This window comes from Marinomonas sp. UCMA 3892 (assembly GCF_012726345.1).
GTDB lineage: Bacteria > Pseudomonadota > Gammaproteobacteria > Pseudomonadales > Marinomonadaceae > Marinomonas.
Genome location: NZ_PTXN01000005.1, coordinates 120,971 through 145,505 on the forward strand (window position 1 = coordinate 120,971; position 24,535 = coordinate 145,505).

Here is a 24,535-nt window from a genome sequence, read left to right on the forward strand (position 1 = left end):
TTTAGGCTCAAGCACATTATGCAACTTCAAACAGGTACTTTTATAACGTCGGTGATAGATGAAAAACCGACGTTATCTTCCGCCTATGATAAACCGATAAATGCTTATGATGAGGCCTTCACGGAAGATCGCCAACCGCGCGCACATTGGGAAGCCCTGCTGCGTAACATAAGCAATCTTTCAGACGAGGAAATGCTCGACCGACAACGTCGTGCTCAGCGTATCCTTCGTGAAGACGGAGCTACCTATAATTTAACCAGCGACCCACTCACGCCAAGTGTTTGGTCGCTGGATCTTATTCCCAATATTATTCCGACCGATGAATGGCTTGAGATAGAGCAAGGTTTAGCTCAGCGCTCAAACTTATTCGATCTGATCTTAAAAGACCTCTATGGTCCGCAAGAACTACTGAAAAACGGCATTATTCCTTCTGAGATTATTTTTAGCCATCCAGGATTTTTACGTCAATGCCACGGTGTTATGGTTCCCGGTGCTCATCAATTATTGCATCATGCGGTAGATCTAGTCCGTGACCATGCGGGTCAATTCCAAGTCATTGGCGATCGTACCCAAGCTCCAAATGGCGCAGGCTACGCATTGGAAAACCGTACCGTTGTATCGCGCGTTATTCCGAACAGTTTCCGCGACAGCCAAGTGCGTCGTCTTGCAGGATTTTTCCAATCCTTCAAAAATATGCTGACGTCTCTTGCCAGTCAATGGACAGATACTCCACGTATCGTCATGCTGTCTCCCGGTGCTTACAGTAGCACCTATTTCGAACAAGCCTACTTATCAAACTATCTTGGCTTTCCATTAGTCCAAGGCAGTGATTTAACCGTACGTAATGGTGCGGTATGGATGAAGTCTTTAAATGGATTGGCTCGTGTCGATGTTATTTTACGTCGTGTCGATGATGCCTACTGCGATCAAGCGGAGCTAAGAGCCGACTCTTTCCTAGGTGTTCCAGGTTTATTAGAAGTAGTTCGTGCAGGTAACGTCGTACTTGCTAACCCATTAGGTAGCGGCATTCTAGAAGCGCCAGCATTAGTAAAATTTTTGCCTGCCATCAGTGAGTTTTTGACAGGCGAACAACTTACCTTACCTTCTGTAGCAACTTGGTGGTGTGGTGATAAAGACGATTTAAATTATGTTATCGCCAATCTTAGTAACCTAATTATCAAGCCTGCAATTCGTAGCCATAGCAGCAACAGTATTTATGGCCACACGCTAAGCGAAAAGCAAAAACTTAATACGATAGAAAAAATCAAAAAAGCCCCGCATCTATATGCAGCGCAAAGTTATGTTCCCGGCTCTATGTCGCCTATTTGGTTAAATGGAAAAATACAAGCTAGGCCAAGCCTATTGCGGGCTTTCACCGTTGCTAACCCAACCGGCTACACTGTCATGCCCGGCGGTTTATCTCGTGCTGGCGAATCAACAAAAGATTCCATTGTCACCAATATGTCTAGCTCAAAAAGTAAAGACACTTGGATCATTGCAGCAGAGCCGGAAGTACCAAGTAACTTGATCACAGATCAAGTTATGCTGCAGGACGAAGCCTTACAATCAAATTTACCAAGCCGAGTGGTAGAAAATTTATTCTGGATGGGCCGTTATGCCGAACGCGCAGAAATCAGTATGCGTTTACTACGGACCATTTTTAAACAGATGAATGGCATTGATCCATTACCAGAAGAAAGCCGCCGTATGTTACTTGAAATGGCATCTACGCAAACAGGCTGCTTGCCAGGCTTTATGGAAGCTGACGAAAAATTGCTCACCAACCCTGAAGCTGAACTCGTTTCTATCATCACGGATGGCAGCCGAGCGGGATCGGTCAAAGCCAACCTGCAAGCCATGTTAAGTTGTGGCGAGCAAGTGAAAGAAATGCTTTCTGCCGATACACGTATCATCATCAATGAGCTGCGCGACCATATCCATGAGTTAGATCGCGCTTATACCAATGGCTTGCCTTCTGCACCGGAAGAATCGTTAGACAGTCTTGTTACCTCTTTGTTGGCGCTGTCCGGTTTGAACCATGAAAGCATGTTACGCGGTCTCGACTGGACGTTTCAGGAAATTGGTCGCCGTACCGAACGCGCATTGCAAACGGCAACCTTGTTACGCTCTGCGCTCACTACGCCACTATCATCCGGGCCTCAACAGCAAATTTTAGAATCCGTTTTATTAAGTGTAGAAGCCCTTATTTCCTTCCGTCGCCGTTACCGTAATCGTGTACGCGTTGCATACGGATTAGATCTATTAATGATTGATGGTACGAATCCACGCTCTTTACTTTATCAAGTAGAACAGCTACGTAAATACATCAGAGAATTACCTAGAAATGAGACAACAACAGCTGGCCTAAGCCCTGAAAATAAAATCATTTTAAAATCGCTAAATGATATTCAGCTTGCCGATTTGGAAGAACTTGCCAAGATTGATCCTGATAGCCAAAGCCGTCTAAAACTCGAGCAACTCATGACCGAGCTTTTAGCTCAACTTGAGCAATTCACCGTTCTCATTAGCGATAAGTATTTTGACCATACCGCTGGCCCGCAGTCATTGACTGAAGCCATCAGAGGAACAAATGTATGAGATACCGCGTTCGCCATATAACGGAATACACTTATGGAGCGCCAGTGAGCTTATGCTACAACATGGCTCACCTTCTACCGCGAGATACGCGCAATCAGCGCTGCCTGAATCAAAAAATACAAATTAATCCGCCACCCGTTTATCAAAATGATGGCGAAGATTATTTCGGCAATCAAACATTTTATTTTTCGATTCAAGAAGCTCATAAAAAACTGGTAATTGATGTAACCACTGACTTTGAAATTTCACCATTGGATGTACTGCAATGGCAAATGCAAAGCACGCTCACTTGTGGTCAATTACGCGCGCAACTAACTAATCCAAATACACCTGAACTGCGTATGGCAAAAGAGTACCTACTGGATTCTCCGCAAATACGTTGTTCAGAAGATTTAAAAGCCTACGCTCTAAGCACTTTTACAGATGACAAACCTGTCTTGCAGGCAGCGCTGGCTTTTACTCATAAGATCTTCACCGAGTTCAAATTCGATCCGGCTAGCACAACCGTTGCCACGCCGCTTGAGCAAGTACTAAAACAGCGTAGCGGTGTATGTCAGGATTTTGCTCATTTAGCCATTGGCTGCTTGCGTTCAGTTGGCATTCCAGCTCGTTATATGAGTGGCTACCTAGAAACCTTGCCTCCACCAGGACAAGAAAAATTGGTTGGTGCGGATGCATCCCACGCTTGGTTCGCGGTGTTTATCCCTGAATTAGGCTGGGTGGAATTTGATCCAACCAATGACCTCATGCCAAGCGATCAGCATATCGTCACTGCATGGGGTCGAGATTATGCCGACGTTACACCGCTGCAAGGCGTTATCTTTGAAGGCGGCGGCTCTCAGCAGCTTGCCGTTTCAGTGGATGTAAAACGAGTCTAAACAAAAAACTAGGGGAGATTCAAATAGTCTTTGCTCGACATGGTAAGCCGATGCAAGGACCCTTTTCCCTCGTTTTTAACTGCAATTTGAGCCATGGCAATTATCACACAAAGATCATACTACATAGCATGTAGAGCCGATATAAGGTAAGCTTCGCGAAATTCTTGCATAACCTGACCTTTCAGCTTTGCACCTGCCTTTATAAAACATGAGAACATCTATGAGTTTCAACAAACTTGGGCTTTCTGCCCCCATCCTAAAAGCCATTGAAGATCAAGGCTATACTGAGCCGTCTGCAATTCAAGCTCAGGCAATACCAGCCATTCTTGAAGGCCAAGATGTGATGGCCGCAGCCCAAACTGGGACAGGCAAAACAGCCGGTTTTACCTTACCCTTGCTTGAAATACTAAGTAAAGGCGAAAATGCACAAAGCAATCAAGTTCGCGCTTTGGTATTAACACCAACTCGTGAATTAGCAGCACAAGTCGCAGAAAGCGTCAAAAATTACGGTCAGCATTTGTCTCTTAAATCAACAGTCGTATTTGGTGGCGTCAAAATCAATCCTCAAATGATGGCACTACGTCGCGGCGCGGATATTTTGATCGCAACGCCTGGCCGCATGATGGATTTATACAATCAAAAAGCTGTACGTTTCGACAAGCTAGAAGTCCTAGTGTTAGACGAAGCCGACCGCATGCTGGACATGGGCTTTATCCATGACATCAAAAAAATCCTCGCTATCCTGCCGAAAAAACGTCAGAACTTATTGTTCTCTGCGACTTTCTCCCCAGAAATTCGCCAGCTAGCAAAAGGCTTAGTAAACAACCCAATCGAAATTTCCGTTACGCCACGCAATGCGACGGCGGTCTCTGTAGAGCAGTGGCTGCATCCGGTGGATAAGAAGCGCAAAACCGAGCTATTAATTCAACTTATCGCTGACGGTCGTTGGGATCAAGCATTGGTCTTTTCTCGCACCAAACACGGCGCTAACAAGATCACCAAACAATTAGAAGACGCAGGCATTCGTGCTAGCGCCATTCACGGTAACAAAAGCCAAGGCGCACGTACTCGCGCTCTAGCTGACTTTAAAGAAGGCCGTATACGTATTCTTGTTGCGACAGATATCGCGGCCCGTGGATTGGACATTGAACAGCTACCTCATGTAGTCAACTTTGACTTACCAGATGTAGCAGAAGATTATGTTCACCGTATCGGCCGTACTGGTCGCGCTGGTGCAACTGGCAAAGCAATTTCCTTGGTGGCAGCAGACGAGCTAGATCAATTACGCGCCATCGAGCGTTTGACTCAGAAGCTAATTGAACGTCGTTACGAAGATGATTTCATGCCAACGCACATGTTACCTGATACCACTCTAGATACACGTCCAATTAAGCCTAACAAGCCCAAAAGACCACGTGAGCAAACCAATGGTCCAAGACAAGGCAATGGAGCGAAACAAGGTGGTAATCCAGCGAAACAAGGCAATGCGCCTAAGTCTGGCAACCGTCGCCCTAGCGCACCAAAAGCTGAAATGACACCAGGCCAAGGCCTTCGAAGCAAGCCTTTAGCGCCAGCACGTCGAAATCGTAAACCAGATTAATTCTCGCCAACTAATCTGCTAGAATCAATAAAGCCATAGTGAGACTATCTCACTGTGGCTTTTTTGAAAAAATAATAAACGAAATTCACCAACATCAAGGACGTGTTATGGGAATAGTAATCCTCCCTCTTTTTTTATTTTGGGTAATCTGCTTTCTTTTCTCGCTTCGAATCGGCTATGTCTTATTGAAAGAAGAGAAGCTATTTGTCTACAAGATACTGCCAACGATAGCCGCCATTCTTCTCGCTATTATGTATAAGACTCACACTATCAATCAGTTTGAAGGTAAAGAATCGCTCTGGGTATTTGAAATAATATTTTTCTTCTTATTTAACCTAGATGCCGCTCTTTTATACTGCGCTGCGTTGTTAGCCTACTTTTTTCTTAAAAAACGCATTAAAAACCCATCAATTAAATCTCTAATTTTCATTATCGCGTTATCTATTTCATTAGGAACACTGCTTGGCTCATTTAGTAGTGAAAGCTTCATGGAAAAACACAACATCGAGCAAACTTATTGAGTTTGAATAAGCAGAAATAGAAGTAGAACACCGACGAATAGATACAAAGTGAATATAGGTGAAAACCTATGAACTAAAGAAGGGTAAAATAATGGGATTGATTTTAGGACCACTTTTAATTTTTTGGATTATTGCTGCTGGATTTTCCATTTATATGGGAAATACTCTATTAGAGGATGGTCAATCATTTATAGCCTATTTGATTGTGGTTATAACAACATTGGTTTATGTTTTGCTGAATTTAGTCATTCGATTTGGCAATAAAAAAGAGTTGTGGGCATTTGAGATTCCCTTCTTTTTCGTAACCAACAAAATTAGCTTGTTTCTATATGGACTATCGCTTTGCCTTTACATTTTAAGAGGAGCTCCGCCAGACCAAGAATACGCCAACGGGTTGATCTTCATCATAAACGCTACCGTTACGTTTAGCGCGATTATAGGCACATTTAGTAATGATGTTTTCATGAAGACCTTCGAAATAAAGCGCACTCATTAGGTCTAAAAGCAGATCAAGCTCTTATCGTGAAAGCTTGATCTGTTATGTAGCTAACTCAATTTATATGAGCTGATCTCTTTCAGCACATTTTCAAAACGCTGTTTGGCTTGAGTAGACCCTTCATCCGTTTTATTGACCAAGTCCAAAATACGCTCTGAACGCTCGCTGACATTCTGAATGTTCTTATTAATTTCTTCAGATACTTGAGATTGCTCTTCTGAGGCTGTAGCAACTCGCTCTATAGTCTGAGTAAGCAACTCAATAGCATCAAATAAGCCTTGCATCATGGTGACATTTTCACCGACCACACTAGACGTTTGTGTTGCCATGCTGGAACATTTATCCATGGATTGTAGGGCACTCTTACCAGCCCCCACCAAGGCTTCAATCATAGAACGAATCTCTTCAGTCGAGTTTTGTGTACGCTGAGCAAGCGTTCTTACTTCATCGGCAACTACAGCAAAGCCTCGTCCTTGTTCACCGGCACGAGCTGCTTCTATCGCTGCGTTTAATGCCAATAAATTGGTCTGTTCAGCGATAGATTCAATAGTTTGCAAGATAGTGCTAATTTGCTCTGTATGACCAGTAACCGACTGCACCGCTTTATATCCGCCATCCACTTCTGAAGATAAATTGGCGATAGACTGCAGAATAGTCTGCATCCGCGCTGAACCTTGAGTACTTTGCTCTCGAATATTCTCCGTCGCTTCTGCCGAGGACTGCATATCTTGGGAAATGGTATTACTCGTTAAAGACATCTCTTCAACTGCCGACGCCATAAGATCGGTTTGATTAAACTGATCTTTAGTTTCTTGTAATGCACTTCTTGAATAGCCACTCAGAACATTCATACTTTCTTTGGATTCAGACGCCATATCAACCATCAGATGGAAAGACTCACTCAAGTGGTCCAAATGAATATTTAAGTACTGAATAATTTCACCCAACTCGTCTTTAGAAGTATTTTCAATTCTTCCGACCAAATTACGATCAGAAGACACGTTCGATAACGCTTCACTAATACGTTCAACACGTTTCGAAAGAGATCGAGTAAGAGAAAAAGCCAACCAAATAACAGGAGTAATTAATAGAATAAAACCAATAATCAAGCCATTACGATAAAGCTCGCTACGTGAGGTTAATGATGAACTAAGGACATTAATTTCGGAGCTAATTTTATCCGCAACACCTTTTATCAAGCCTATTTTTGCAGTGGCAAGTGCAAACCAATCAGCAGGACCACTCACTGATGAAACATCTTTCATCGCTAAAAAGACATCAGTCGCCTGAACAACCGCCTTCCATTTATCATCTTTCATGGCAGCATTCAGTAACGCTTCCTCTTTATCTGATGCCGTCACTGTAAAATGTTCTAGCTGATGACTCTCATCCTCGATAAATGCCGCAATTTGAGACTGACGTTTTAAGGTTGTAGACTTAGCAACATATACACCGTTTAACGCACCGCGATACTGACCTACCCGTTCCTTCATCCACAATAAGCTTAAACGAGCCTCAAGTGCTTTAGCAATTTCTCGATTGCTAATATCTAGAATGACGCGTTGAATTGAATTTAGCGCTTGGCGATTTACCTCTGAATAAAAATCAAAAGCGCCATTATCAGCGGCTAAAACATCAATCTTTTGTCGAACTTTATTTTTGTCCTGTAACATTGTTAAAACAGGAGCTCGCAGGTTATCTAACCTATCCAGTGTTAACACCTCAAAAGCACTGCTATCGATATTTTTAAGCGCCGCTTCTGCATTATCAGCGACTTTACGCTGCGCCAACAAGGCGTCTTTACCTATGCTTCCCTTACTACCAAGGAAACCAGCGCTTAAACCACGTTCAACCGCAAAGTTATGCGCTACACCATCTAAAATAGTCGACAACTTCACCATATCTTCGGCAATACGTCCCTCATGAACACGTGCATTTAAATCTTTAACTAAAAACGCCACAATAATAATGGCAAACAGAGATGGTAAAATGCCAACAATGGCCACCGATTGAGATACTTTAAGATTTGAAAATAAGGACACGAGCCTCTCCTTGTCGTTGTTATTAAGCAAGCTTAGATCAAATTATGCATTTTGCATGCCCAGAACTTAATTTTTAAATTAACCAAATTTCGCTACGTTCCCCTTAACCTCCTATACTTTCTTTCTTAGTTTATTTAATACGTTGCGAAAAAAAACCACCCGGAGGTGGTTTTCTATAAATAAGATGTTGTTACGCTTTGCTATTAACTATTTTTCAGCTCAGCTTCTGGCACCTCATCCTGTTCAAACACACTCGAATCAGTATGACCAAGCCACTTCGAGGTAATACTACCGGCCGTCATCGCACCATTTACGTTAACAGCAGTGCGCCCCATATCGATCAAAGGTTCGATGGAAATCAACAAACCAGCTAATGCAACAGGCATATCTAAAGCAGACAATACAATCAAAGCCGCAAATGTCGCGCCACCACCGATGCCTGCGATACCAAATGAGCTAATGGTTACGATAGCAACCAGTGAAATAATAAAGCTTGGATCTAATGGATTAATGCCTACTGTTGGAGCAATCATCACTGCCAACATCGCAGGATATAAGCCAGCACAGCCATTTTGCCCCATCGTCGCACCAAAAGAAGCAGAGAAATTGGATTCACCTTCACCGTTACCTAGACGTTTAACCTGAGTATCGATATTCAGTGGAATCGTTCCTGCGCTTGAACGAGACGTAAAGGCAAACAACAATACAGGCAATACTTTCTTAAAGTAGCGAAGCGGTGAAATGCCATTAAATGCCAACAAACATAGATGCATAACAAGAATCAACGCCAAACCAACATAAGACGCCACAACAAAGTTAAGCAAAGTCAAAATATCAGAAACATTTGATCCCGCAACAACCTTGGTCATCAACGCAAGGATACCGTATGGCGTAAGGCTTAACACCATACGAACTAAAGTTCTAACGATAGATTGAGCTACATCAATAAAATGCTCAAAACTTGCACCTAACTTTGGTTCAGTTCTAGCAACCGTCACGCCAGCAATGCCAACAAAAGCTGCAAAAATAACCACAGCAATAGTCGAGGTTGGACGACTACCTGTTAGATCGGCAAAAGGATTGCCAGGGAAGAAAGAGGTAATCATGTCAGCAAACGACACACTTGCTAGTCCATCAAGGCGTGTTTCCAATGCTGCACCACGCGCCATTTCGCGAGCGCCCTGTACGATACCGTCCGCAGACAAACCAAATAAGTTACTAACAAAAACACCGATCAAGGCAGAAACAGCTGTCGTTGCTAACAAAATCCCGATAATACCACCGGACATTTTGCCCAAAGAACCAGTATCCTTCACCTTAATAATAGCGCCGATAATAGACACCAGAATTAACGGCATAATGATCATCTTCAGCAAACTAACGTAACCATAACCAACAATATTTACATACTCTAAGGTCTCATTAGCTTCAGCACTGCCAACACCATAGATAAACTGCAATGCAGCACCAAAAGCAACACCTAAGCCCAAACCAGTAAATACCTGTGTGGATAACGTCTTTTTCGCTTTTTGCTGTCTAAACAACAATGCGATCAACAAAGCGAAAACTGCTAAGTTAATAATGGGATACAACATGGAAAGAAAACCTTAAAAAAACAAGTCATAGAACACCGACCTCCTGCCTACCTAAAAAACAATAAACAAGGCGAATCGATAAGTTGCCGTTATCTTAACAAAATGCTGACTAAATGGATAAGAAGGAAATATGATTAACTTATATAAGAAAAATGTATAAGGATGAAACTTGAACGCATTACAAAACCCGCAAAATCACAAATCATCACACATATTAATTTGCACAAATGAATGAATTCGGTTTGTATTAAAGAAAGTAGAAATCCCCATCCCTGACTCGGCATTCAAAACTTATTATAAGGATGTGAATGGTGACTAGAAAAAAACGGATATTCAAACGCTTATCTATCAGGATTCTAGTCGCTAATATGTTCCTACTGGCAATTATTATTACAGCTTCTGTTGCTATTTCACTGCAGTACAGCGCCAACAAAAGAATCGCCGTCAGTCATATGCTATCTAGCATGAATTTACTTTCTGACCATATGAGCGACAGCGTTTATAGCCTAGAGAATGATGCAAAACAGACTGTCAGCTTACTTGCAGAATTAATCGACACGAATCTATCAGATGCTAGTATCGAACGTAAAAGCAGTTTATTTGCTCAGTTCTTAAATAAACGCCCCGAGTTATACAGCCTTTACATTGGTGACAAACAAGAACATTTTTTTCAGCTCATCAACCTAGACTCAGCCAAAGATATAAGACAACGAATGGGTGCTCAGCCAGATGATCGTTGGGCTGTTGTCGAAGTCTCAGGCAGTAATGAAAAACGTATACGACAAACCTACTTTTACACCTCTACTTTTCACCTTAATCACCAGCAAACGGAAAACAGCAATTTCTACCCAACTGAACGGCCATGGTTCGCAGCTTCAGCACAAAATGATATCTATAAAACCCCGCCTTACCTTTTTCAGCATCTACAAATATCTGGGCAAACCTACGCTCAGCGAATACGTAATTCAGACCAAGTAGTTGGCTTAGACATTCTCTTATCGTCTTTATCCGATCAACTGTCGCAGTCTTCATCAAAATTAATTAATGGGCATGAACAAGCTTTTTTGTTTAGCCAAAATGGAGAAATTATTGCCTCGAACATCAATAGCACCCACTCTGTTATCACACCGGAAATACAGCCAATACTATTAAGTCAGCAACAAAAGGAAGCCATCACCAATCTAGGTCGCCTTAAAGTATCTAATCAGAATGATTGGCGCCCTTTTGACTTCAGCGAATCAGGAGTGCCAAAAGGCTACTTTATCGAGTTGATGCAAATGATTAGCGCCATGACAGGCCTTAAGTTTGACTACATAAATGGCTTCAGCCGCGAACAACTTGTCCAAAAATACAAAGATGATGGGATTGATATTTTACTGTCTGTACAAAAAGCTCAACACACAGATATTGAAGGATTATACAGCGTTCCATTGCTAGATATTCCGTATGCCATTGCAACAAAGAATATCACGCCAGAACCAAAGTCATTAAGTGACTTAAATGGAAAAAACGTCGGCTTTCTTGGCCGCTGGTCAGTCCTCCCAACGCTCAAAACACACTTTCCCAACATAAAATGGCAAGAGTCTATCACCGAACAAGATCTCATTTCACGCCTACAATCCGGACAAAATGACGCCATTATAGGTGCATCACCTGTCCTAAAATCAACAATAAGCATAATGGAAGCTGAAGACTTACAAGTGTACGATGAATTAAAAGAAATCAACAATTTCGTACCCAATCACTTTTATTTAGTAACAAAAGAAAAGCAAAAATTTGCGCTCGATTTAATAAATCAGGCATTAAGTCAAATTACACCTGCTCAACGAGATGCTCTAGATGCTGCTTGGCTACAACAGCATACTCAATATATGCAGAATCATCTTGATATCCCCTTTAAAAAATTAATCAAAACTGCCGATGATTCAAACGCTAAACAACCCTTGATCATCAAAAAAAATGACGATACCCGCTACTATATTTTCATCAAAAATATAGGTAATGACATATTCACCAAACAATACTTTACCGCTGTCATAACAGAGGAAATGCTTTTCCAACAAGCAACTAAAGAAGCTTTTCACTCAGCATTATTAAGTGCTTTAGTAATGGTAATCCTATTACCGATTATCTGGCTTTTTAGTACACCAATAGTCCGTCCCATTCGACAATTACAGCGAGTAACAGAGAAAATCAAACTACGTCAATTTGACGATGTAGCATTTGTCGATTCCAATATCAAAGAACTCTGGCAACTGTCCAACTCCTTTGTCTCCATGTCACAAGATATTAAACAGCACGAAGCCAGCCAAAAAGGATTTATGGAGGCATTAATTCGTCTAATCGCAACGGCTATAGATGACAAGTCGGCACATACTGGCGGTCATTGCTATCGGGTTCCTGAGCTTGGGTTGATGCTTTCTGACGCTTTAGAAAAAGCCGAAGAAGGCCCTTATAAAAACTTCCAATTTGCCAATGACAATGAACGTCTAGAATTCCGCATTGCCGCTTGGTTACATGACTGCGGGAAAATCACTATGCCAGAACACATCATAGACAAAGGCTCAAAGCTCGAATGTACTTACAATCGCATTCATGAAATTCGCACACGTTTCGAAGTCTTATGGCGTGATGCAGAAATAGATTACTTACATAAAGTACATATTGAAAAGCAAGATCCTACCATCGCCTTAACGACATGGGAGGAACGCCAAACAATACTTCAAGAAGAATTCGCTTTAGTTGCCAAGGCAAACATCGGCAGTGAATTAATGAGCGAAAAAGACAGACAGAAAATAAAAGAAATTGGCGCGCAAAAATGGACACGGCATTTTAGTAATCGCTTAGGTTTATCCCCTGCAGAAGAAATGATGCTCGTCAAACAAGATCAAGCAGGCAATCTAGAAAGTGAACAGCTAGGCCAACAAGCTGTGATAGAAACCTTACTGTCCGATAAACTAGAGCACATTATCCCACGAGTTAAAAACATCTATTATCCACCTTCCTTGGGCATAAAAATGTCCATACCAAAACATCAATATAACCAAGGTGAAATCTACAACTTAACAATAAAAAAAGGCACGCTTACAAAAGAAGATAGATTTAAAATAAATGAACACATCATTAGCACCATTACTATGCTGGAAAGCTTGCCATTCCCGCCTGAACTAAGCCGAGTCCCTCATTACGCTTCCACTCACCATGAAAGAATGGACGGCCAAGGTTACCCACGAAAACTCAATGCAGAACAACTCAGTATTCCTGATAGAGTCCTCATGATCGCCGATGTATTCGAAGCTCTAACAGCCTCAGATCGACCTTATAAAAAAGCCAAACCAATAAGCATCGCTATCGATATCATGTTTAATATGTGCCAAGAGGGGCATCTCGATTTACAACTATTCCGCTTTTTTTTAGAAAGTAATACCTACTTAAAATACGCCGAGAAATTCTTACCAGAAGAGCAAATAGATATAGTTAACATAAAACCTTACCTAGAAAACTAACCTAGAAAACTAACCTAGAACACATCTTAGAAGACTAACTTAAAACACATCTTGTAAACAAATAGAGCAACACCGATCTCTTGCATCAATTCGTTATATAGTTCAATATATAACGAATTGATATAAATCCTACTTTCAGACAACTCTATAAGGATAAAACTCATGCGGTCATTCACCTCGCTAAGCATCATGCTATTAAGCTTCTTGACACTTAACTCCTCAACTTACGCCGAAGAAATTCATGCGGCTGTAGCATCAAACTTCACTGCCCCTATGAAAGACATAGTCAAACAGTACGAAGAAGAATCGGGTAACAAAGTCATTCTATCTTTTGGTTCCTCAGGTAAATTCTTCGCCCAAATCCAAAATGGCGCTCCGTTTCAGATATTTCTATCAGCTGATGAAAACAAACCTGATGCCTTAGAAAAAGCAGGATTAATCGTTACAGGTACTCGTTTCACCTATGCTATTGGTGCCCTAGCATTATGGTCAGTCAAGCCTGATTTTATCGATAACAATGATGCTCGTTTAAAAAGCGGTGATTTTAATAAATTGGCGTTAGCCAACCCAAAACTTGCGCCATATGGCATTGCCGCAACAGAAGTATTGGAGGGATTAGGGCTAACAGAATCAACTAAATCCAAATGGGTAATGGGTGAAAATATTTCACAAACCTATCAATTTGCAAGTACAGGCAATACAGACTTAGGATTCGTCGCGCTATCACAAATAATGAGCGAAGGACGAATTACAAAAGGCTCAAGTTGGATAATTCCCACTGATCAATACAGCCCTATACGCCAAGATGCCGTATTATTAAAAAGTGCAGAAAATAGCACTGCAGCAAAAGAACTTCTTAACTACCTCCGTAGTGATAAAGCTCGTAGCATCATTCATTCATACGGTTATAAAACGGAATAACACCACAACATGCTTTCTGCGTCAGACCTAGAAGCCATTTGGCTAACCTTTAAAGTAGCAACAACTGTTACTGTTATTTTACTGCTCATTGGAACCCCAATCGCATGGTGGTTGGCTCGTACCCGCTCTCGCCTAAAAGGCCCAGTCGGTGCCATAGTCGCATTGCCACTCGTTTTGCCACCCACTGTGCTGGGGTTTTATCTTTTGATAGCAATGGGACCCAATGGCTTTATTGGACAACTAACTCAAGAATTGGGGATAGGAACACTACCTTTTACTTTTTGGGGTCTGATAGTCGCATCAGTGTTTTATTCTCTGCCCTTTGTCGTACAACCCATACAAAACGCCATTGAAGCAATTGGAGAACGACCATTAGAAGTAGCAGCCACTTTACGAGCTGGCAGCTGGGATCGCTTTTTCACTATTGTATTACCATTAGCAAAGCCCGGTTTTATTACTGCGGCGATTTTGGGTTTTACGCATACTGTCGGCGAATTTGGTGTTGTCTTAATGATTGGCGGCAATATTCCCGGACAGACTCGCGTTGTATCAGTGCAAATCTACGATCATGTTGAAGCACTGGAATATGACCAAGCCCATAAACTTGCCGCTATAATGGTGATTTTTTCATTTTTGGTGTTGCTCGGTCTGTATAGCTTTCAACGAAAAAATACACTGTGGGGAGCGAAGTGAGCATGCCAACAAACAACACCACAACAGAGAATACAGAAAGCATAGAAACTACCGAAAAAGGCCTGTATGCCAAATTCCACCTACAACACTCAAATACAAAATCATCAGGTTTTGCTTTAAATGTCGACCTTACTCTTCCGGAAAGTGGTGTAACAGCTATTTTTGGACAATCCGGTTCTGGGAAAACCACCCTACTACGCTGTATTGCAGGACTAGAGCGAGCACAACAAGGGCACTTCATGATGAAAGGGGAGATATGGCAAAACGATACTATTTTCCTACCGACTCATAAACGGCCATTAGGCTATGTGTTTCAAGAATCTAGCCTCTTTACCCATCTAACCGCAAAAGGCAATTTAGATTACGCCATAAAACGCAGTGGCATTCCTTTACCACCCAATTTATACGAACAAGTTATTGACTTAATGGGCATTGAATCTGTACTGGCGCATAATTCACAGCAACTGTCTGGCGGTGAAAAACAACGTGTTGCCATCGCCCGAGCCTTATTGATTCAACCAAAAATATTACTCATGGATGAACCCTTAGCATCACTAGATAACGCAAGAAAACAAGAAATCCTGCCCTACCTAGAAAAGCTTCGTTCTACCCTCAAAACCCCCATTTTATATGTCAGCCATTCGGTGGAAGAAGTCATGCGCCTGGCTGATCATGTGGTGCTGATGCAAGACGGCAAAGTGGCCACTCAAGGGCATGTAGAGGAGGTTTTTTCGCAGCTTAAATCACCTCTGCTGGTGAATAGTGACACTGGCGTCATCTGGCAAGGCAAGATTATTGAACAAGATGATAAGTGGCACTTATCAAAAGTATCTTGTGCAGGTAGCGACTTATGGATTCGTAACAACGGCGACACTCTCGGACAAAATGTTCGTGTAAGAATACTCGCCACTGACGTAAGTTTAACGCTCACTTATCATGAAGATTCCAGCATATTAAATCGACTGCCAGTAAAAGTCCTCGAAATTGTTGCAGACAAGGACCCGGCCATGGCGCTAGTCCGATTACAAACAAAACAAAATACGCTTATAGCAAGATTGACCTATCGATCCGTTGAGCACCTAGCCTTAACAGAAGGAAAAGTACTATGGGCTCAAATTAAAAGTGTGGCTCTTGTAAGGTAATCACATAAACAGAAAAAGAGATTAAAGAGACTCAGAAGCGAAGAGAATCTATTCGTCTCTGAGTAATATCACGCTTGGAGCCTTAAATAACGCACAAGCTTTATTACCCACTTCTAGCGCTAATTCCGTTGCACTGATGTTGGTAATAATCGCAGATACTGACTTTCCGCCCCCAATATCTAACGTCACGTCCGTATTGACTGCACCTGGTAACAAACGCGAGATCGTACCAACCAGCTTGTTTCGAGCACTGGTGATAACACCTGTATCAGTACTCAAAATCACTGAAGAAGCCTTGATCAAAGCCACTACGTCACAACCTTTATTCAGCGCAAGTAGCTCAACACTTTCCTGAGTAATCATCGCAATGATCGATTGATTAGTACCGATATCCAACTCAACCTCAGCATTCACCGCGCCAAAAGTAATATTACTAACCGTACCTCGAAATTGATTTCTTGCACTAGTTTTCATACTCTCACTCCTCATAAAACCCGCGATATCATTCAAGGTATGCAGCTTATCACCTAAACGCTCAATAAATTTCCGATGCTCTTCCTGTAGAGATTGAAAGCCCGAAATAACCCGATGGCCCAACTCAGTTAACAAAGTTCCGCCGCCTTGTGCGCCGCCGGTAGAACGAACTACCAAAGGCTGAGCCGACATATTATTCATCGCATCAATACGATCCCATGCAGTTTTATAACTGATTCCCACCTGCTTTGCCGCCTTAGAAATCGAACCACAGTCATCAATAGCTGCCAACAACTCAATTTGCGCAGATGCAAAAGATTTATGCTGCTCGGTTAATAGGAAAACCTCCCCCTTCAACCCAGCCAACGCTGTTTTTGTATTATCCATGGAGCGCTCACTTAGAAATAATAGCCAATTGTGCCCGTCAGTTTACAGGTATGCAGTCATTGCGGAACACTAGGATTTACCATTTTTGGGGCTTGCCAGCTTCTGCCACCCATCTAGTACTGCCTCTAACTTAAGTAGCTGGGCTGCGTGTTTGTCTTGATTTTCAGCCAACTTAGCAATGTTTTGTAGTTTCCAACGTATGGCTGGTAATTCTGCTACTTCTGGAAAATCAAACAATGACCAATCAGGATTTCCTTGCTTAAAAGACAATAGAAATGCGCGATCTTGTAGTGTGAAGTGTGTTTGTAGAGCTATCAACATAGCGGGTCTTACAGAAACTAAATCTTCAAGATCAACAGTTTTAAAAGTCATCCCATCAAACTCTTTGTAAAATGTCTCATCAAGCGACTGCCAATTAGGCGCCATCACTTCACTTATGGGCCTTGGGTGACTTAAAACATAAGTAAGAAATCCTACAAAGATTTCCCGAGAAATACCGCTCTCTTCAAGTAACATACGGACATCAAATAAATCTCGAGGATGCTGACGATCCATTGCAGCACATAGCTTACCGCCATAAAGATCCGGAATACTAACAACCTGCACCTCGGCATAACCAAACTCGTCTTCTACTGAGGGCTGAACAGACATTGTCTCAGGTTGATGTAATGTACCTCTCGCAACAGGAGAAACCTCAATTTTGATTGTTGCATTTGGGCTTGTTACAACAATCCGAAGCTCGTCTATCTTTTGATCCTGTAATACGGCACGAATCAAAGGCTGAACATTGATTAAGTCTGTAATCCGTTGCAGAGCCGCTCTTACATTTGCTAATGCTTCATCTCTAGGTTCAAGTGGGAGATAAGCCAAATCAATATCCACTGACAAGCGAGGAAAATTTCTCACAAATAAGTTAATAGCCGTACCACCCTTAAGTGCGAATACCGGCTCTGTTGCTACCACTGGCAACACCCTAATAAGTAACGAAACCTGATTGTAATACGGACTATCCCTATCCATTGCTCTACTCTCCTTTTTTGATACTAAACGTTTCTGGCACTGTGATTTGATAAGCCTCATCAAACCGCCCGTTTTCTACAACTTGTCGCTTACCAGAACCTAATTTGATCATTTTTTCATCAAGACGTTTAACCCACTGATGACCGTAATAATGGCTTAAAAACAAAAACACTCGGTTAGTTTGAACTGAACTACTTCGCTCAAGAAGAGATTGAACCTTCCTAGGACTAAGATTTACTAAACCTTGAAAAAGTTCTGCCGCATGCTCAAACGAAATTTGCTTGCCGATTGCATCAACCACTTCATAAGCAGCAAGCTCGGGACAACTCACAGGTAATTCTTTTCCTTTAACCACGACTGTCTTCAAGTCTCTATCAGGAACGACTTGTAGTTTATAATTACCACAATAAAACCAATTCTGATTTTGAAACTCGCGAAACCATTTAGGCAACAATTGCTTATTTTTTACACCAATCCAAACCTGCTCTTTGCTCAGCTGTAAATAATGGCTTAGCCCTTGGTGAGTTAAGCTACTCAAACCAGCCAGATGAACAGGGAAATGCAACTGCCCATCAATAGCTTGTATGGCATCAACCCAGCTAGGCTTGAGTTCATCATTTCCATCAGGACGATAATAAACACCAGAACACAGCTTCTTCAGCCAACCACTCTGTGCATACTTCTGAGCTAAAGAGTAGCTAACGCCATTTTCAATCAGCCACTGCTGAAGAACAAGCGCCCCAGGAGCTGTATGGGTAACAAGCCAGTTTATTTTAGATGACATTTTCACACTCTAAGTATCAAAATAATCTTTATATCAAACCATATTGTTTACTATAAACCAAATATTAATACTTAAAGTATTAAAATATATATTTTAATAAACTATTTATAAGTATTACATACCTTGCTTAACTAGATTTGAACTCTAGGGTGTCATCAAACAAGATCGAGTAAGGGAGGTCTGAGCTACTACACTTAGTAGCCATGTAGAAAATTTTTTTCAGAGAGATATGTATAAAATTTGACCTTAGCAATAGGCGGTAACCTATCTCTTACTTGACTATATTTAACAGACAATAAAAAAGCCCCGATATGTCAGTTTTCACTAACCTATCGGGGCTTATTTTATATGGTGGGCCTGCCCAGACTTGAACTGGGGACCTGCCGATTATGAGTCGGATGCTCTAACCAACTGAGCTACAGGCCCTAAAAGCGTTGCAGATTATATCGATATGCTTGCCGCTTGCCAAGAAGTGCATGCAAATTATATGTAATAAATCTTCGAAAGTGGTTGATTATCCGGCTATTTTTTAACCAAATAATTACTCAGCCCTCTAATTTTCTGCATTTTACTCGATTTTTATTTATTGTTAACGACTCATTTAAACTCGCTCAAAAGCGTGTTGAATGTCGGTATAGGTAACTTTCGTCTTAATGGCTTCTAACGCGATCAGGTGTAAAAGCTGTTCACGAGTGGTACAAGCATCTGGCAAGATGCTGACTTGATAAAGATCGGCGGCATTAGAAATCGCAGTATGAGTCACGCAGTTTTGCGTCATCATGCCGCAGATCACTAGACGATCTACTGCTAGCTCTTCTAGCACTTGCGTTAGGTTTGTCTCTTGAAAAGCATCGGCGTGTTTTTTGGTGATCACTGGCGCATCAGGTGCGGCGTCTAGAATCGCTTGGTGAAGTTTCACCCCTTCGGTACCTTCAACAAAAAATGGCGATTCGCCAGCTGCTACATGCTGTACAAGTACAATGGCGGCATTTTGTTCTTTTGCTGCGTTAATGGCATTAAGAATTTCTTTTAACGTATTGTCAGTATTCCACAGTGGAAAATTACCTTTATCAAAATAATCGTTTTGTGGATCGATGACTAATAATGCAGTGCGGCTCATAAATTGGCTCCTATTAAAAATAGTATTGGCAAGCACAGTCGTCGTGCAAAGGCCTCTATATAGAATCGCAAAACCATGCATTCCATTACAGTGTCAAATTTGACATATTAAGGGCTTAAAATGACAAACAGGTGATTCCTTGAAACATTATCAAATCGCTGTACTTGCTTACCCCCATTCTCTTTTATCCGCTGTTTATGGTTTTACCGAGACGTTCAAGCTTGCCAATGAAGCCTGTGAAGAAGCAGGCTTAGAAGTTCGTATCACCACCCATATTTTGCATGAAGCCGACCTTCTCAAAAACCAAGAGACTCAACAACCTTATCACGCGGTGCTATTGCCTCCCAGTTTAGAAAAAGCCAGTTACAGCGAGAGAAATACCTGCATCAATGATTTTTTAATCGCACAGCATCAACAAGGCTCCATACTTTGCAGTGCCTGCGCAGGCGCGTTTTTCTTAGCTTACACCGGCCTCACAGATAAACGCGTAATGACGACACATTGGGCGTTGGAAGGTTTGTTTAAAGAACGTTTTCCTCAGCAAGCCATGGATACTTCGAAGATATTGATTAATCAAGGCGATATAGTCAGTGCTGGCGGTATGATGTCTTGGGTAGATTTGGCCATGGAACTAGTACAAGTACTGACGAATGCTAATATCGTTCGTCAGTTAGGAAAAACATTAGTGATTGATACAGGTAAAAGAGAGCAACGCTACTACCAGCAGTTTCAACCTAATTTCGACCATGGTGATGCGGCGATTCTGGCGGTTCAGCATTATTTACAAGGACATTATGCCGAACTGCAACGCACTGAAAGCATGGCCGCTCTTGCTAAATTAACGCCGAGAACCTTTTTAAGACGCTTCGCTAAATGCACTGGATTCAACCCAAATGAATATTTGCAACGTATCCGTATTCAAACGGCTTGCGATGCCTTAGAACAAACAACGCTGCCGTTCGAGAGCATCGCCCTGCAAGTAGGATATGAAGATGTTGGCAGTTGCCGTAAAGCCTTTCAGAAGATTATGGGATTAACTCCCAGTGCTTTTCGCCAACGTTTTGTATCTTCTATAACAAGCTAATCAAGCAATTATGTAGCACAAAATAAAAAAGCAAACCCTCAGGTGTGATTTTGCTTTTTCTATCTATTATTAGCCATGTTCAATCTACAGCTCTCGATCAAAAACGCTCAATCTACAATAAATAGCGTTGCGCCTTCAGAGGTTGAAGAGCGATGTGGTTCGGCATCATCAGCCACTTGGTAACTCATGCCTGCGGATAACACAAAAGTACGACCGTCTTTTAATACGGTTTTCAATTCGCCACTCATGCAAAACAGAATATGCCCTTTGGTGCACCAATGATCTGCCAGGTAGCCCGCAGAATAAGTAACTATTCGCACACGAATATCACCAAATTGTTTAGTCTGCCAATACGCGAATCCACTTTCGCCTTTGTGGGTCGTTTTTTCGACACCTTGCCAATCAGTAATGCCAAAGGGTAAATCTGTAATCTTCATAAAAACGCCTTAAAATCCTTCTATTAACAAGACAATACCGCACCATTTGAGCGGCATAACATATTAAGTAGTAAGCGTTAGCAAAGAACTTTGGTCAAGCACTATATTAATAGATTAGAACAATATTTAAGATGTTTAAGCTATCTCTATTTGGTAACAAAACGTCTCTGCAGCACCATGAGAAATACGGTATTCCAAAGGTTTTTTGTCATAACCATAAGCCACTCGCTCAATGACGGCAACAGGGCTACCTTCTGTAATTTTCAATGCTTCAGCAATATATGTATTAGCAGATTTAATAGTTAGGGTTTCTTTCGCTGAAGCGACAAGCTGGCCACATTGCTGCTCATAAAATGGGTAAAGCAAGTTACCAAACTCAGATATTTCTATCTCGATAAGACGGGTAAAAAGTGGCGCTGGCAGCCAAATTTCTTCTGTTAATACCACTCGATCTTCCAAAAAGCGCAAACGCTCAAGACAAATAGCCTTGTCATTCACATCTATTTTTAACGCATCAGCAACTGGCTGTGGGGGCTTTTTAAGTGTTCTGGATAGCAACTGACTTTCAGGCATAACAAAACGCCCGTCAGAAGACATCTGACGGAAAAAGCGAAATAAAGAGGCATTAAAATCGGGGCGACGCACAAAAGTGCCACGACCTTGACTACGGTAAAGTAAACCATCAGTAACTAAGGTGTCGACCGCTTTACGAATCGTTCCAATGGCAACACCATAGGTTTTTGTCAGCTCACTTTCAGTAGGAATTGGGGCATCAGGTAGCCAAGTTCCTGCGCTAATATTTTCTAGCAACTCATCACGTACCTGTTGATATAGCGGTAAACGTTGGTCTCGCCCCTGCTTAAATAACGCCATTTTGATCCCTCATTTGTAAAGAACATTATTCTAATACCCATACTGTAAGGCGTCTACGATTGTTGACTTAATATTCATATAAACATATATTCATATATATGAATTACATAAATATACAATTTTCCTCATAATGAACGAACTTAACCGCATGAATGTAAAGGTTTCTTTATGATTTCTGATACTAATTCGCCAGTAAAAGGTATAGACACCCACGCGCATATTTTTCGTACCGATCTGCCTATGACAGCAGAACGAAGGTACGCTCCAGACTATAATGCGCTGCCTGAAGACTTTTTAATGCAGCTAGCAAATTACAACATATCGCATGGTGTTTTAGTTCAGCCTAGTTTTTTAGGTACTGACAACAGTTTTATGCTGCAAGCTTTATGTCAATATCCTCAGAAACTTAAAGGCATTGCGGTCGTAGACCCTAGTATTAGCGATAACGAATTAGATGAGCTAGACGCTGCTGGCGTAGTAGGTATTCGCCTAAACTTGATAAATAAGCCACTGGAAAATTACACATCTCCTCTTTGGCAAACATTTTTAGCTAAATTAGCAAATCGTAAATGGGTTGTTGAAATTCAGCGCGAACTAGACGATTTGGCAAGCTTTTTACCCGCTATTTTAGAATCTGGTGTTGAGATCATTGTCGATCATTTTGGCCGGACATTGGAGGGAATCCAACCAGCTAATCGAGCACACCAAGACTTTTTAGATTTACTAAGCAGCGGCGCTCCCATCTGGACAAAAATTTCAGCCGCATATCGCTGTAATGCCAATATTGAGCAAGCACAGGAAATGTTAGCTATTTTACGTTCAGCCTATAGTCACTCAGACTATTTATTGTGGGGCAGTGATTGGCCAAACACACAATTTGAAATGCAAACAAATTACACAGAACAATACGGTTTTATGGAAGCCTTACTACCCAGCACGGATGAGCGGAATAAAGTACTAATTACCAATCCAAGCAAGCTGTTTAAGTTTTAACCGGCAACCAAATAAGAAATGTAAAAGAGAACTATAAAATGAGTCTACTTGTTGTTGGAGCAATCCTACTATCTATCATCCTTGGTTATAAAACCCGTATTAATATCGGGCTTTTCGCCATCGCTTTCGCCTATTTAATTGGTAGTTTTGCGCTTGGATTAAGCCCTAACGACATCATCAAAATGTGGCCATTGAAGATTTTCTTTATCATCTTCTCTGTTTCCTTGTTTTATAGCTTTGCCATTATCAATGGCACGTTAGAAAAGCTGGCCGAGCATCTTATGTATCGTTGCCGCCGCTTTCCTCATCTATTGCCATACGCTATTTATATTACGACGACTATCATTTCAGCATTAGGCGCAGGTTATTACACCGTTCTGGCCTTTATGGCACCTATTACTTTATTACTTTGCCAACGAACTGGCATGAGCATGGTGATTGGTTCTATGTCTGTAGGTTATGGCGCACTGACTGGCGCAAACTTTATGTCTAGTCAAAGTGGTATTATTTTCCGCGGCATAATGGCAAACGCTGGCGTGACGGAAAACCAAGCATTCATTAACTCTATTGGCATTTTCCTAAGTACCGCAGTTATTCCTTTAATCGTAATTACGGCATTGGTTTTCTTTACTAAGCATCGTAGCACCATTGCAAAAGGCGGCTACCAAGCAGACCTTCCTACAGCGTTTAATAAAGAACAACGCCAAACATTGACGTTAACGTTGATAATGATGGGCTTAGTCTTGCTTGCACCAATTTCACATCTGTTATTTCCAGACAATCAGACGATCACCTTCATTAATTCCAAAATGGATATTGGTTTGATTGCTAGCGTGTTCTCCGTGATCGCACTCTTGCTTAAGTTAGGTGACGAACGTAAAGCTATTGCTTCTGTGCCATGGTCAACGCTTATTATGATCTGTGGTGTGGGTATGTTGATTTCTGTAGCGATAAAAGCTGGAACCATCAATGATCTAGCATCTTGGATCGGCACCTCAATCCCCGCAGCTTTAGTACCTGTTGTAATTGGTATTGTTGCTGCCTTTATGTCCCTATTTGCCAGTACATTGGGCGTAGTTACACCAGCACTTTTCCCAATCGTACCGTCAATTGCTCAAAGCTTGTCACTGGATCCGATGATGCTATTCATCTGTGTCGTAGTCGGTGCGCAAGCCACGGCAATATCACCTTTCTCTTCTGGAGGAAGTTTGATTCTAGGTGCCTGCCCAACAGAAGAAAGCCGAACAAAACTGTTCCCTCAACTTCTGTTTCGTGCAGCCCCACTGGGCTTTGCAGCAGCTCTAATCTTTAACTTGCTAATCACCTTCGTGCTTTAGTACTCAAAAACCTCTTTGGGCGTATGCATCGCTT

At 41.7% G+C, this 24,535-nt stretch carries 20 protein-coding genes and 1 tRNA gene; 12 read left to right on the plus strand and 9 right to left on the minus strand.

The window, feature by feature from the left end; genetic code table 11:
- Nucleotides 1–18 precede the first annotated feature (18 nt).
- The 5 genes from B6N13_RS08400 (at nt 19) to B6N13_RS08420 (ending at nt 6,093) form a co-directional block, all read left to right on the plus strand.
- The gene (locus B6N13_RS08400; RefSeq protein ID WP_012068705.1) at nt 19–2,598 is read left to right on the plus strand and encodes a circularly permuted type 2 ATP-grasp protein; all 2,580 of its coding nucleotides are present in this window, start codon (nt 19–21) and stop codon (nt 2,596–2,598) included.
- A complete protein-coding gene (locus B6N13_RS08405) occupies nt 2,595–3,476 on the plus strand; it encodes a transglutaminase family protein (protein ID WP_012068704.1) in 882 nt (293 codons plus the stop codon). The genes B6N13_RS08400 and B6N13_RS08405 overlap by 4 nt, the downstream gene beginning before the upstream one ends.
- 220 nt (nt 3,477–3,696) lie before the next feature.
- The gene (locus B6N13_RS08410; protein WP_048813919.1) at nt 3,697–5,076 is read left to right on the plus strand and encodes a DEAD/DEAH box helicase; all 1,380 of its coding nucleotides are present in this window, start codon (nt 3,697–3,699) and stop codon (nt 5,074–5,076) included.
- Nucleotides 5,077–5,183: 107 nt separating this feature from the next.
- Complete coding sequence (locus tag B6N13_RS08415; protein WP_169459063.1) at nt 5,184–5,597, plus strand: hypothetical protein; 414 nt, start codon at nt 5,184–5,186, stop codon at nt 5,595–5,597.
- A 58-nt stretch (nt 5,598–5,655) separates the two neighbouring features.
- Nucleotides 5,656–6,093, plus strand: coding sequence for a hypothetical protein (locus B6N13_RS08420; protein ID WP_012068701.1), 438 nt, complete (start codon nt 5,656–5,658; stop codon nt 6,091–6,093).
- A 50-nt stretch (nt 6,094–6,143) separates the two neighbouring features.
- On the opposite strand, the gene B6N13_RS08425 is transcribed toward B6N13_RS08420, so the two are convergent.
- Both B6N13_RS08425 and B6N13_RS08430 read right to left on the minus strand, forming a co-directional pair.
- Nucleotides 6,144–8,135 carry a methyl-accepting chemotaxis protein gene (locus tag B6N13_RS08425; RefSeq protein ID WP_169459064.1) on the minus strand — a complete coding sequence of 664 codons (1,992 nt, stop codon included), beginning with the start codon at nt 8,133–8,135 and terminating at the stop codon, nt 6,144–6,146.
- Nucleotides 8,136–8,338: 203 nt separating this feature from the next.
- Entirely contained in the window at nt 8,339–9,730 is a 1,392-nt protein-coding gene (locus B6N13_RS08430; RefSeq protein WP_169459065.1) for an L-cystine transporter, read from the minus strand.
- Between the two features lie 311 nt (nt 9,731–10,041).
- On the opposite strand from B6N13_RS08430, the gene B6N13_RS08435 reads away from it, so the two are divergent.
- The 4 genes from B6N13_RS08435 (at nt 10,042) to modC (ending at nt 15,992) form a co-directional block, all read left to right on the plus strand.
- On the plus strand, nt 10,042–13,236 hold the full coding sequence (locus tag B6N13_RS08435) for an HD domain-containing phosphohydrolase (RefSeq protein WP_211172816.1): 3,195 nt from the start codon (nt 10,042–10,044) through the stop codon (nt 13,234–13,236).
- 162 nt (nt 13,237–13,398) lie between these two features.
- The gene (modA, locus tag B6N13_RS08440; RefSeq protein WP_012068697.1) at nt 13,399–14,157 is read left to right on the plus strand and encodes a molybdate ABC transporter substrate-binding protein; all 759 of its coding nucleotides are present in this window, start codon (nt 13,399–13,401) and stop codon (nt 14,155–14,157) included.
- A gap of 9 nt (nt 14,158–14,166) precedes the next feature.
- Nucleotides 14,167–14,850 carry a molybdate ABC transporter permease subunit gene (gene modB, locus B6N13_RS08445; RefSeq protein ID WP_012068696.1) on the plus strand — a complete coding sequence of 228 codons (684 nt, stop codon included), beginning with the start codon at nt 14,167–14,169 and terminating at the stop codon, nt 14,848–14,850.
- Between the two features lie 2 nt (nt 14,851–14,852).
- The gene (gene modC, locus B6N13_RS08450) at nt 14,853–15,992 is read left to right on the plus strand and encodes a molybdenum ABC transporter ATP-binding protein (protein ID WP_012068695.1); all 1,140 of its coding nucleotides are present in this window, start codon (nt 14,853–14,855) and stop codon (nt 15,990–15,992) included.
- Nucleotides 15,993–16,040: 48 nt separating this feature from the next.
- Here modC and B6N13_RS08455 read toward each other — a convergent pair whose 3' ends face one another.
- From B6N13_RS08455 to B6N13_RS08475, 5 genes are all read right to left on the minus strand, one after another.
- The gene (locus B6N13_RS08455; RefSeq protein WP_169459067.1) at nt 16,041–16,853 is read right to left on the minus strand and encodes a TOBE domain-containing protein; all 813 of its coding nucleotides are present in this window, start codon (nt 16,851–16,853) and stop codon (nt 16,041–16,043) included.
- Nucleotides 16,854–16,922: 69 nt separating this feature from the next.
- Entirely contained in the window at nt 16,923–17,873 is a 951-nt protein-coding gene (locus tag B6N13_RS08460; RefSeq protein ID WP_169459068.1) for a nucleotidyl transferase AbiEii/AbiGii toxin family protein, read from the minus strand.
- A 4-nt stretch (nt 17,874–17,877) separates the two neighbouring features.
- Nucleotides 17,878–18,657: a type IV toxin-antitoxin system AbiEi family antitoxin gene (locus tag B6N13_RS08465; RefSeq protein ID WP_169459069.1), complete on the minus strand. Its 780-nt coding sequence runs from the start codon at nt 18,655–18,657 to the stop codon at nt 17,878–17,880.
- A 349-nt stretch (nt 18,658–19,006) separates the two neighbouring features.
- Nucleotides 19,007–19,083 (minus strand) — tRNA-Ile (locus B6N13_RS08470).
- Between the two features lie 175 nt (nt 19,084–19,258).
- Nucleotides 19,259–19,777 carry a cysteine hydrolase family protein gene (locus tag B6N13_RS08475; RefSeq protein WP_169459070.1) on the minus strand — a complete coding sequence of 173 codons (519 nt, stop codon included), beginning with the start codon at nt 19,775–19,777 and terminating at the stop codon, nt 19,259–19,261.
- A 139-nt stretch (nt 19,778–19,916) separates the two neighbouring features.
- On the opposite strand from B6N13_RS08475, the gene B6N13_RS08480 reads away from it, so the two are divergent.
- Nucleotides 19,917–20,861 (plus strand): helix-turn-helix domain-containing protein, encoded by a 945-nt coding sequence (locus tag B6N13_RS08480; protein WP_012068692.1) that lies wholly within the window; start codon nt 19,917–19,919, stop codon nt 20,859–20,861.
- A 107-nt stretch (nt 20,862–20,968) separates the two neighbouring features.
- Here B6N13_RS08480 and B6N13_RS08485 read toward each other — a convergent pair whose 3' ends face one another.
- Together B6N13_RS08485 and B6N13_RS08490 are read right to left on the minus strand one after the other, a co-directional pair.
- A complete protein-coding gene (locus B6N13_RS08485) occupies nt 20,969–21,298 on the minus strand; it encodes a DHCW motif cupin fold protein (RefSeq protein ID WP_072840237.1) in 330 nt (109 codons plus the stop codon).
- A gap of 135 nt (nt 21,299–21,433) precedes the next feature.
- Nucleotides 21,434–22,171 (minus strand): GntR family transcriptional regulator, encoded by a 738-nt coding sequence (locus tag B6N13_RS08490; protein WP_169459071.1) that lies wholly within the window; start codon nt 22,169–22,171, stop codon nt 21,434–21,436.
- Nucleotides 22,172–22,339: 168 nt separating this feature from the next.
- Here B6N13_RS08490 and B6N13_RS08495 point away from each other — a divergent pair, with 168 nt between their 5' ends.
- Nucleotides 22,340–23,164: an amidohydrolase family protein gene (locus B6N13_RS08495; protein WP_169459072.1), complete on the plus strand. Its 825-nt coding sequence runs from the start codon at nt 22,340–22,342 to the stop codon at nt 23,162–23,164.
- Nucleotides 23,165–23,202: 38 nt separating this feature from the next.
- The gene (locus tag B6N13_RS08500) at nt 23,203–24,501 is read left to right on the plus strand and encodes an SLC13 family permease (RefSeq protein WP_169459073.1); all 1,299 of its coding nucleotides are present in this window, start codon (nt 23,203–23,205) and stop codon (nt 24,499–24,501) included.
- Nucleotides 24,502–24,535: the final 34 nt, after the last annotated feature.

What these genes read in the sequence shown, in the direction of transcription:
- B6N13_RS08455 (WP_169459067.1), bottom strand. Translation starts at nt 16,853, where the DNA reads ATGGATAATACAAAAACAGCGTTGGCTGGGTTGAAGGGGGAGGTTTTC.
- B6N13_RS08485 (WP_072840237.1), bottom strand. Translation starts at nt 21,298, where the DNA reads ATGAAGATTACAGATTTACCCTTTGGCATTACTGATTGGCAAGGTGTC.
- B6N13_RS08500 (WP_169459073.1), top strand. Translation starts at nt 23,203, where the DNA reads ATGAGTCTACTTGTTGTTGGAGCAATCCTACTATCTATCATCCTTGGT.
- modB (WP_012068696.1), top strand. Translation starts at nt 14,167, where the DNA reads ATGCTTTCTGCGTCAGACCTAGAAGCCATTTGGCTAACCTTTAAAGTA.
- B6N13_RS08430 (WP_169459065.1), bottom strand. Translation starts at nt 9,730, where the DNA reads ATGTTGTATCCCATTATTAACTTAGCAGTTTTCGCTTTGTTGATCGCA.
- B6N13_RS08400 (WP_012068705.1), top strand. Translation starts at nt 19, where the DNA reads ATGCAACTTCAAACAGGTACTTTTATAACGTCGGTGATAGATGAAAAA.
- B6N13_RS08495 (WP_169459072.1), top strand. Translation starts at nt 22,340, where the DNA reads ATGATTTCTGATACTAATTCGCCAGTAAAAGGTATAGACACCCACGCG.
- modC (WP_012068695.1), top strand. Translation starts at nt 14,853, where the DNA reads ATGCCAACAAACAACACCACAACAGAGAATACAGAAAGCATAGAAACT.
- B6N13_RS08490 (WP_169459071.1), bottom strand. Translation starts at nt 22,171, where the DNA reads ATGGCGTTATTTAAGCAGGGGCGAGACCAACGTTTACCGCTATATCAA.
- modA (WP_012068697.1), top strand. Translation starts at nt 13,399, where the DNA reads ATGCGGTCATTCACCTCGCTAAGCATCATGCTATTAAGCTTCTTGACA.
- B6N13_RS08405 (WP_012068704.1), top strand. Translation starts at nt 2,595, where the DNA reads ATGAGATACCGCGTTCGCCATATAACGGAATACACTTATGGAGCGCCA.
- B6N13_RS08415 (WP_169459063.1), top strand. Translation starts at nt 5,184, where the DNA reads ATGGGAATAGTAATCCTCCCTCTTTTTTTATTTTGGGTAATCTGCTTT.
- B6N13_RS08410 (WP_048813919.1), top strand. Translation starts at nt 3,697, where the DNA reads ATGAGTTTCAACAAACTTGGGCTTTCTGCCCCCATCCTAAAAGCCATT.
- B6N13_RS08465 (WP_169459069.1), bottom strand. Translation starts at nt 18,657, where the DNA reads ATGTCATCTAAAATAAACTGGCTTGTTACCCATACAGCTCCTGGGGCG.
- B6N13_RS08475 (WP_169459070.1), bottom strand. Translation starts at nt 19,777, where the DNA reads ATGAGCCGCACTGCATTATTAGTCATCGATCCACAAAACGATTATTTT.
- B6N13_RS08460 (WP_169459068.1), bottom strand. Translation starts at nt 17,873, where the DNA reads ATGGATAGGGATAGTCCGTATTACAATCAGGTTTCGTTACTTATTAGG.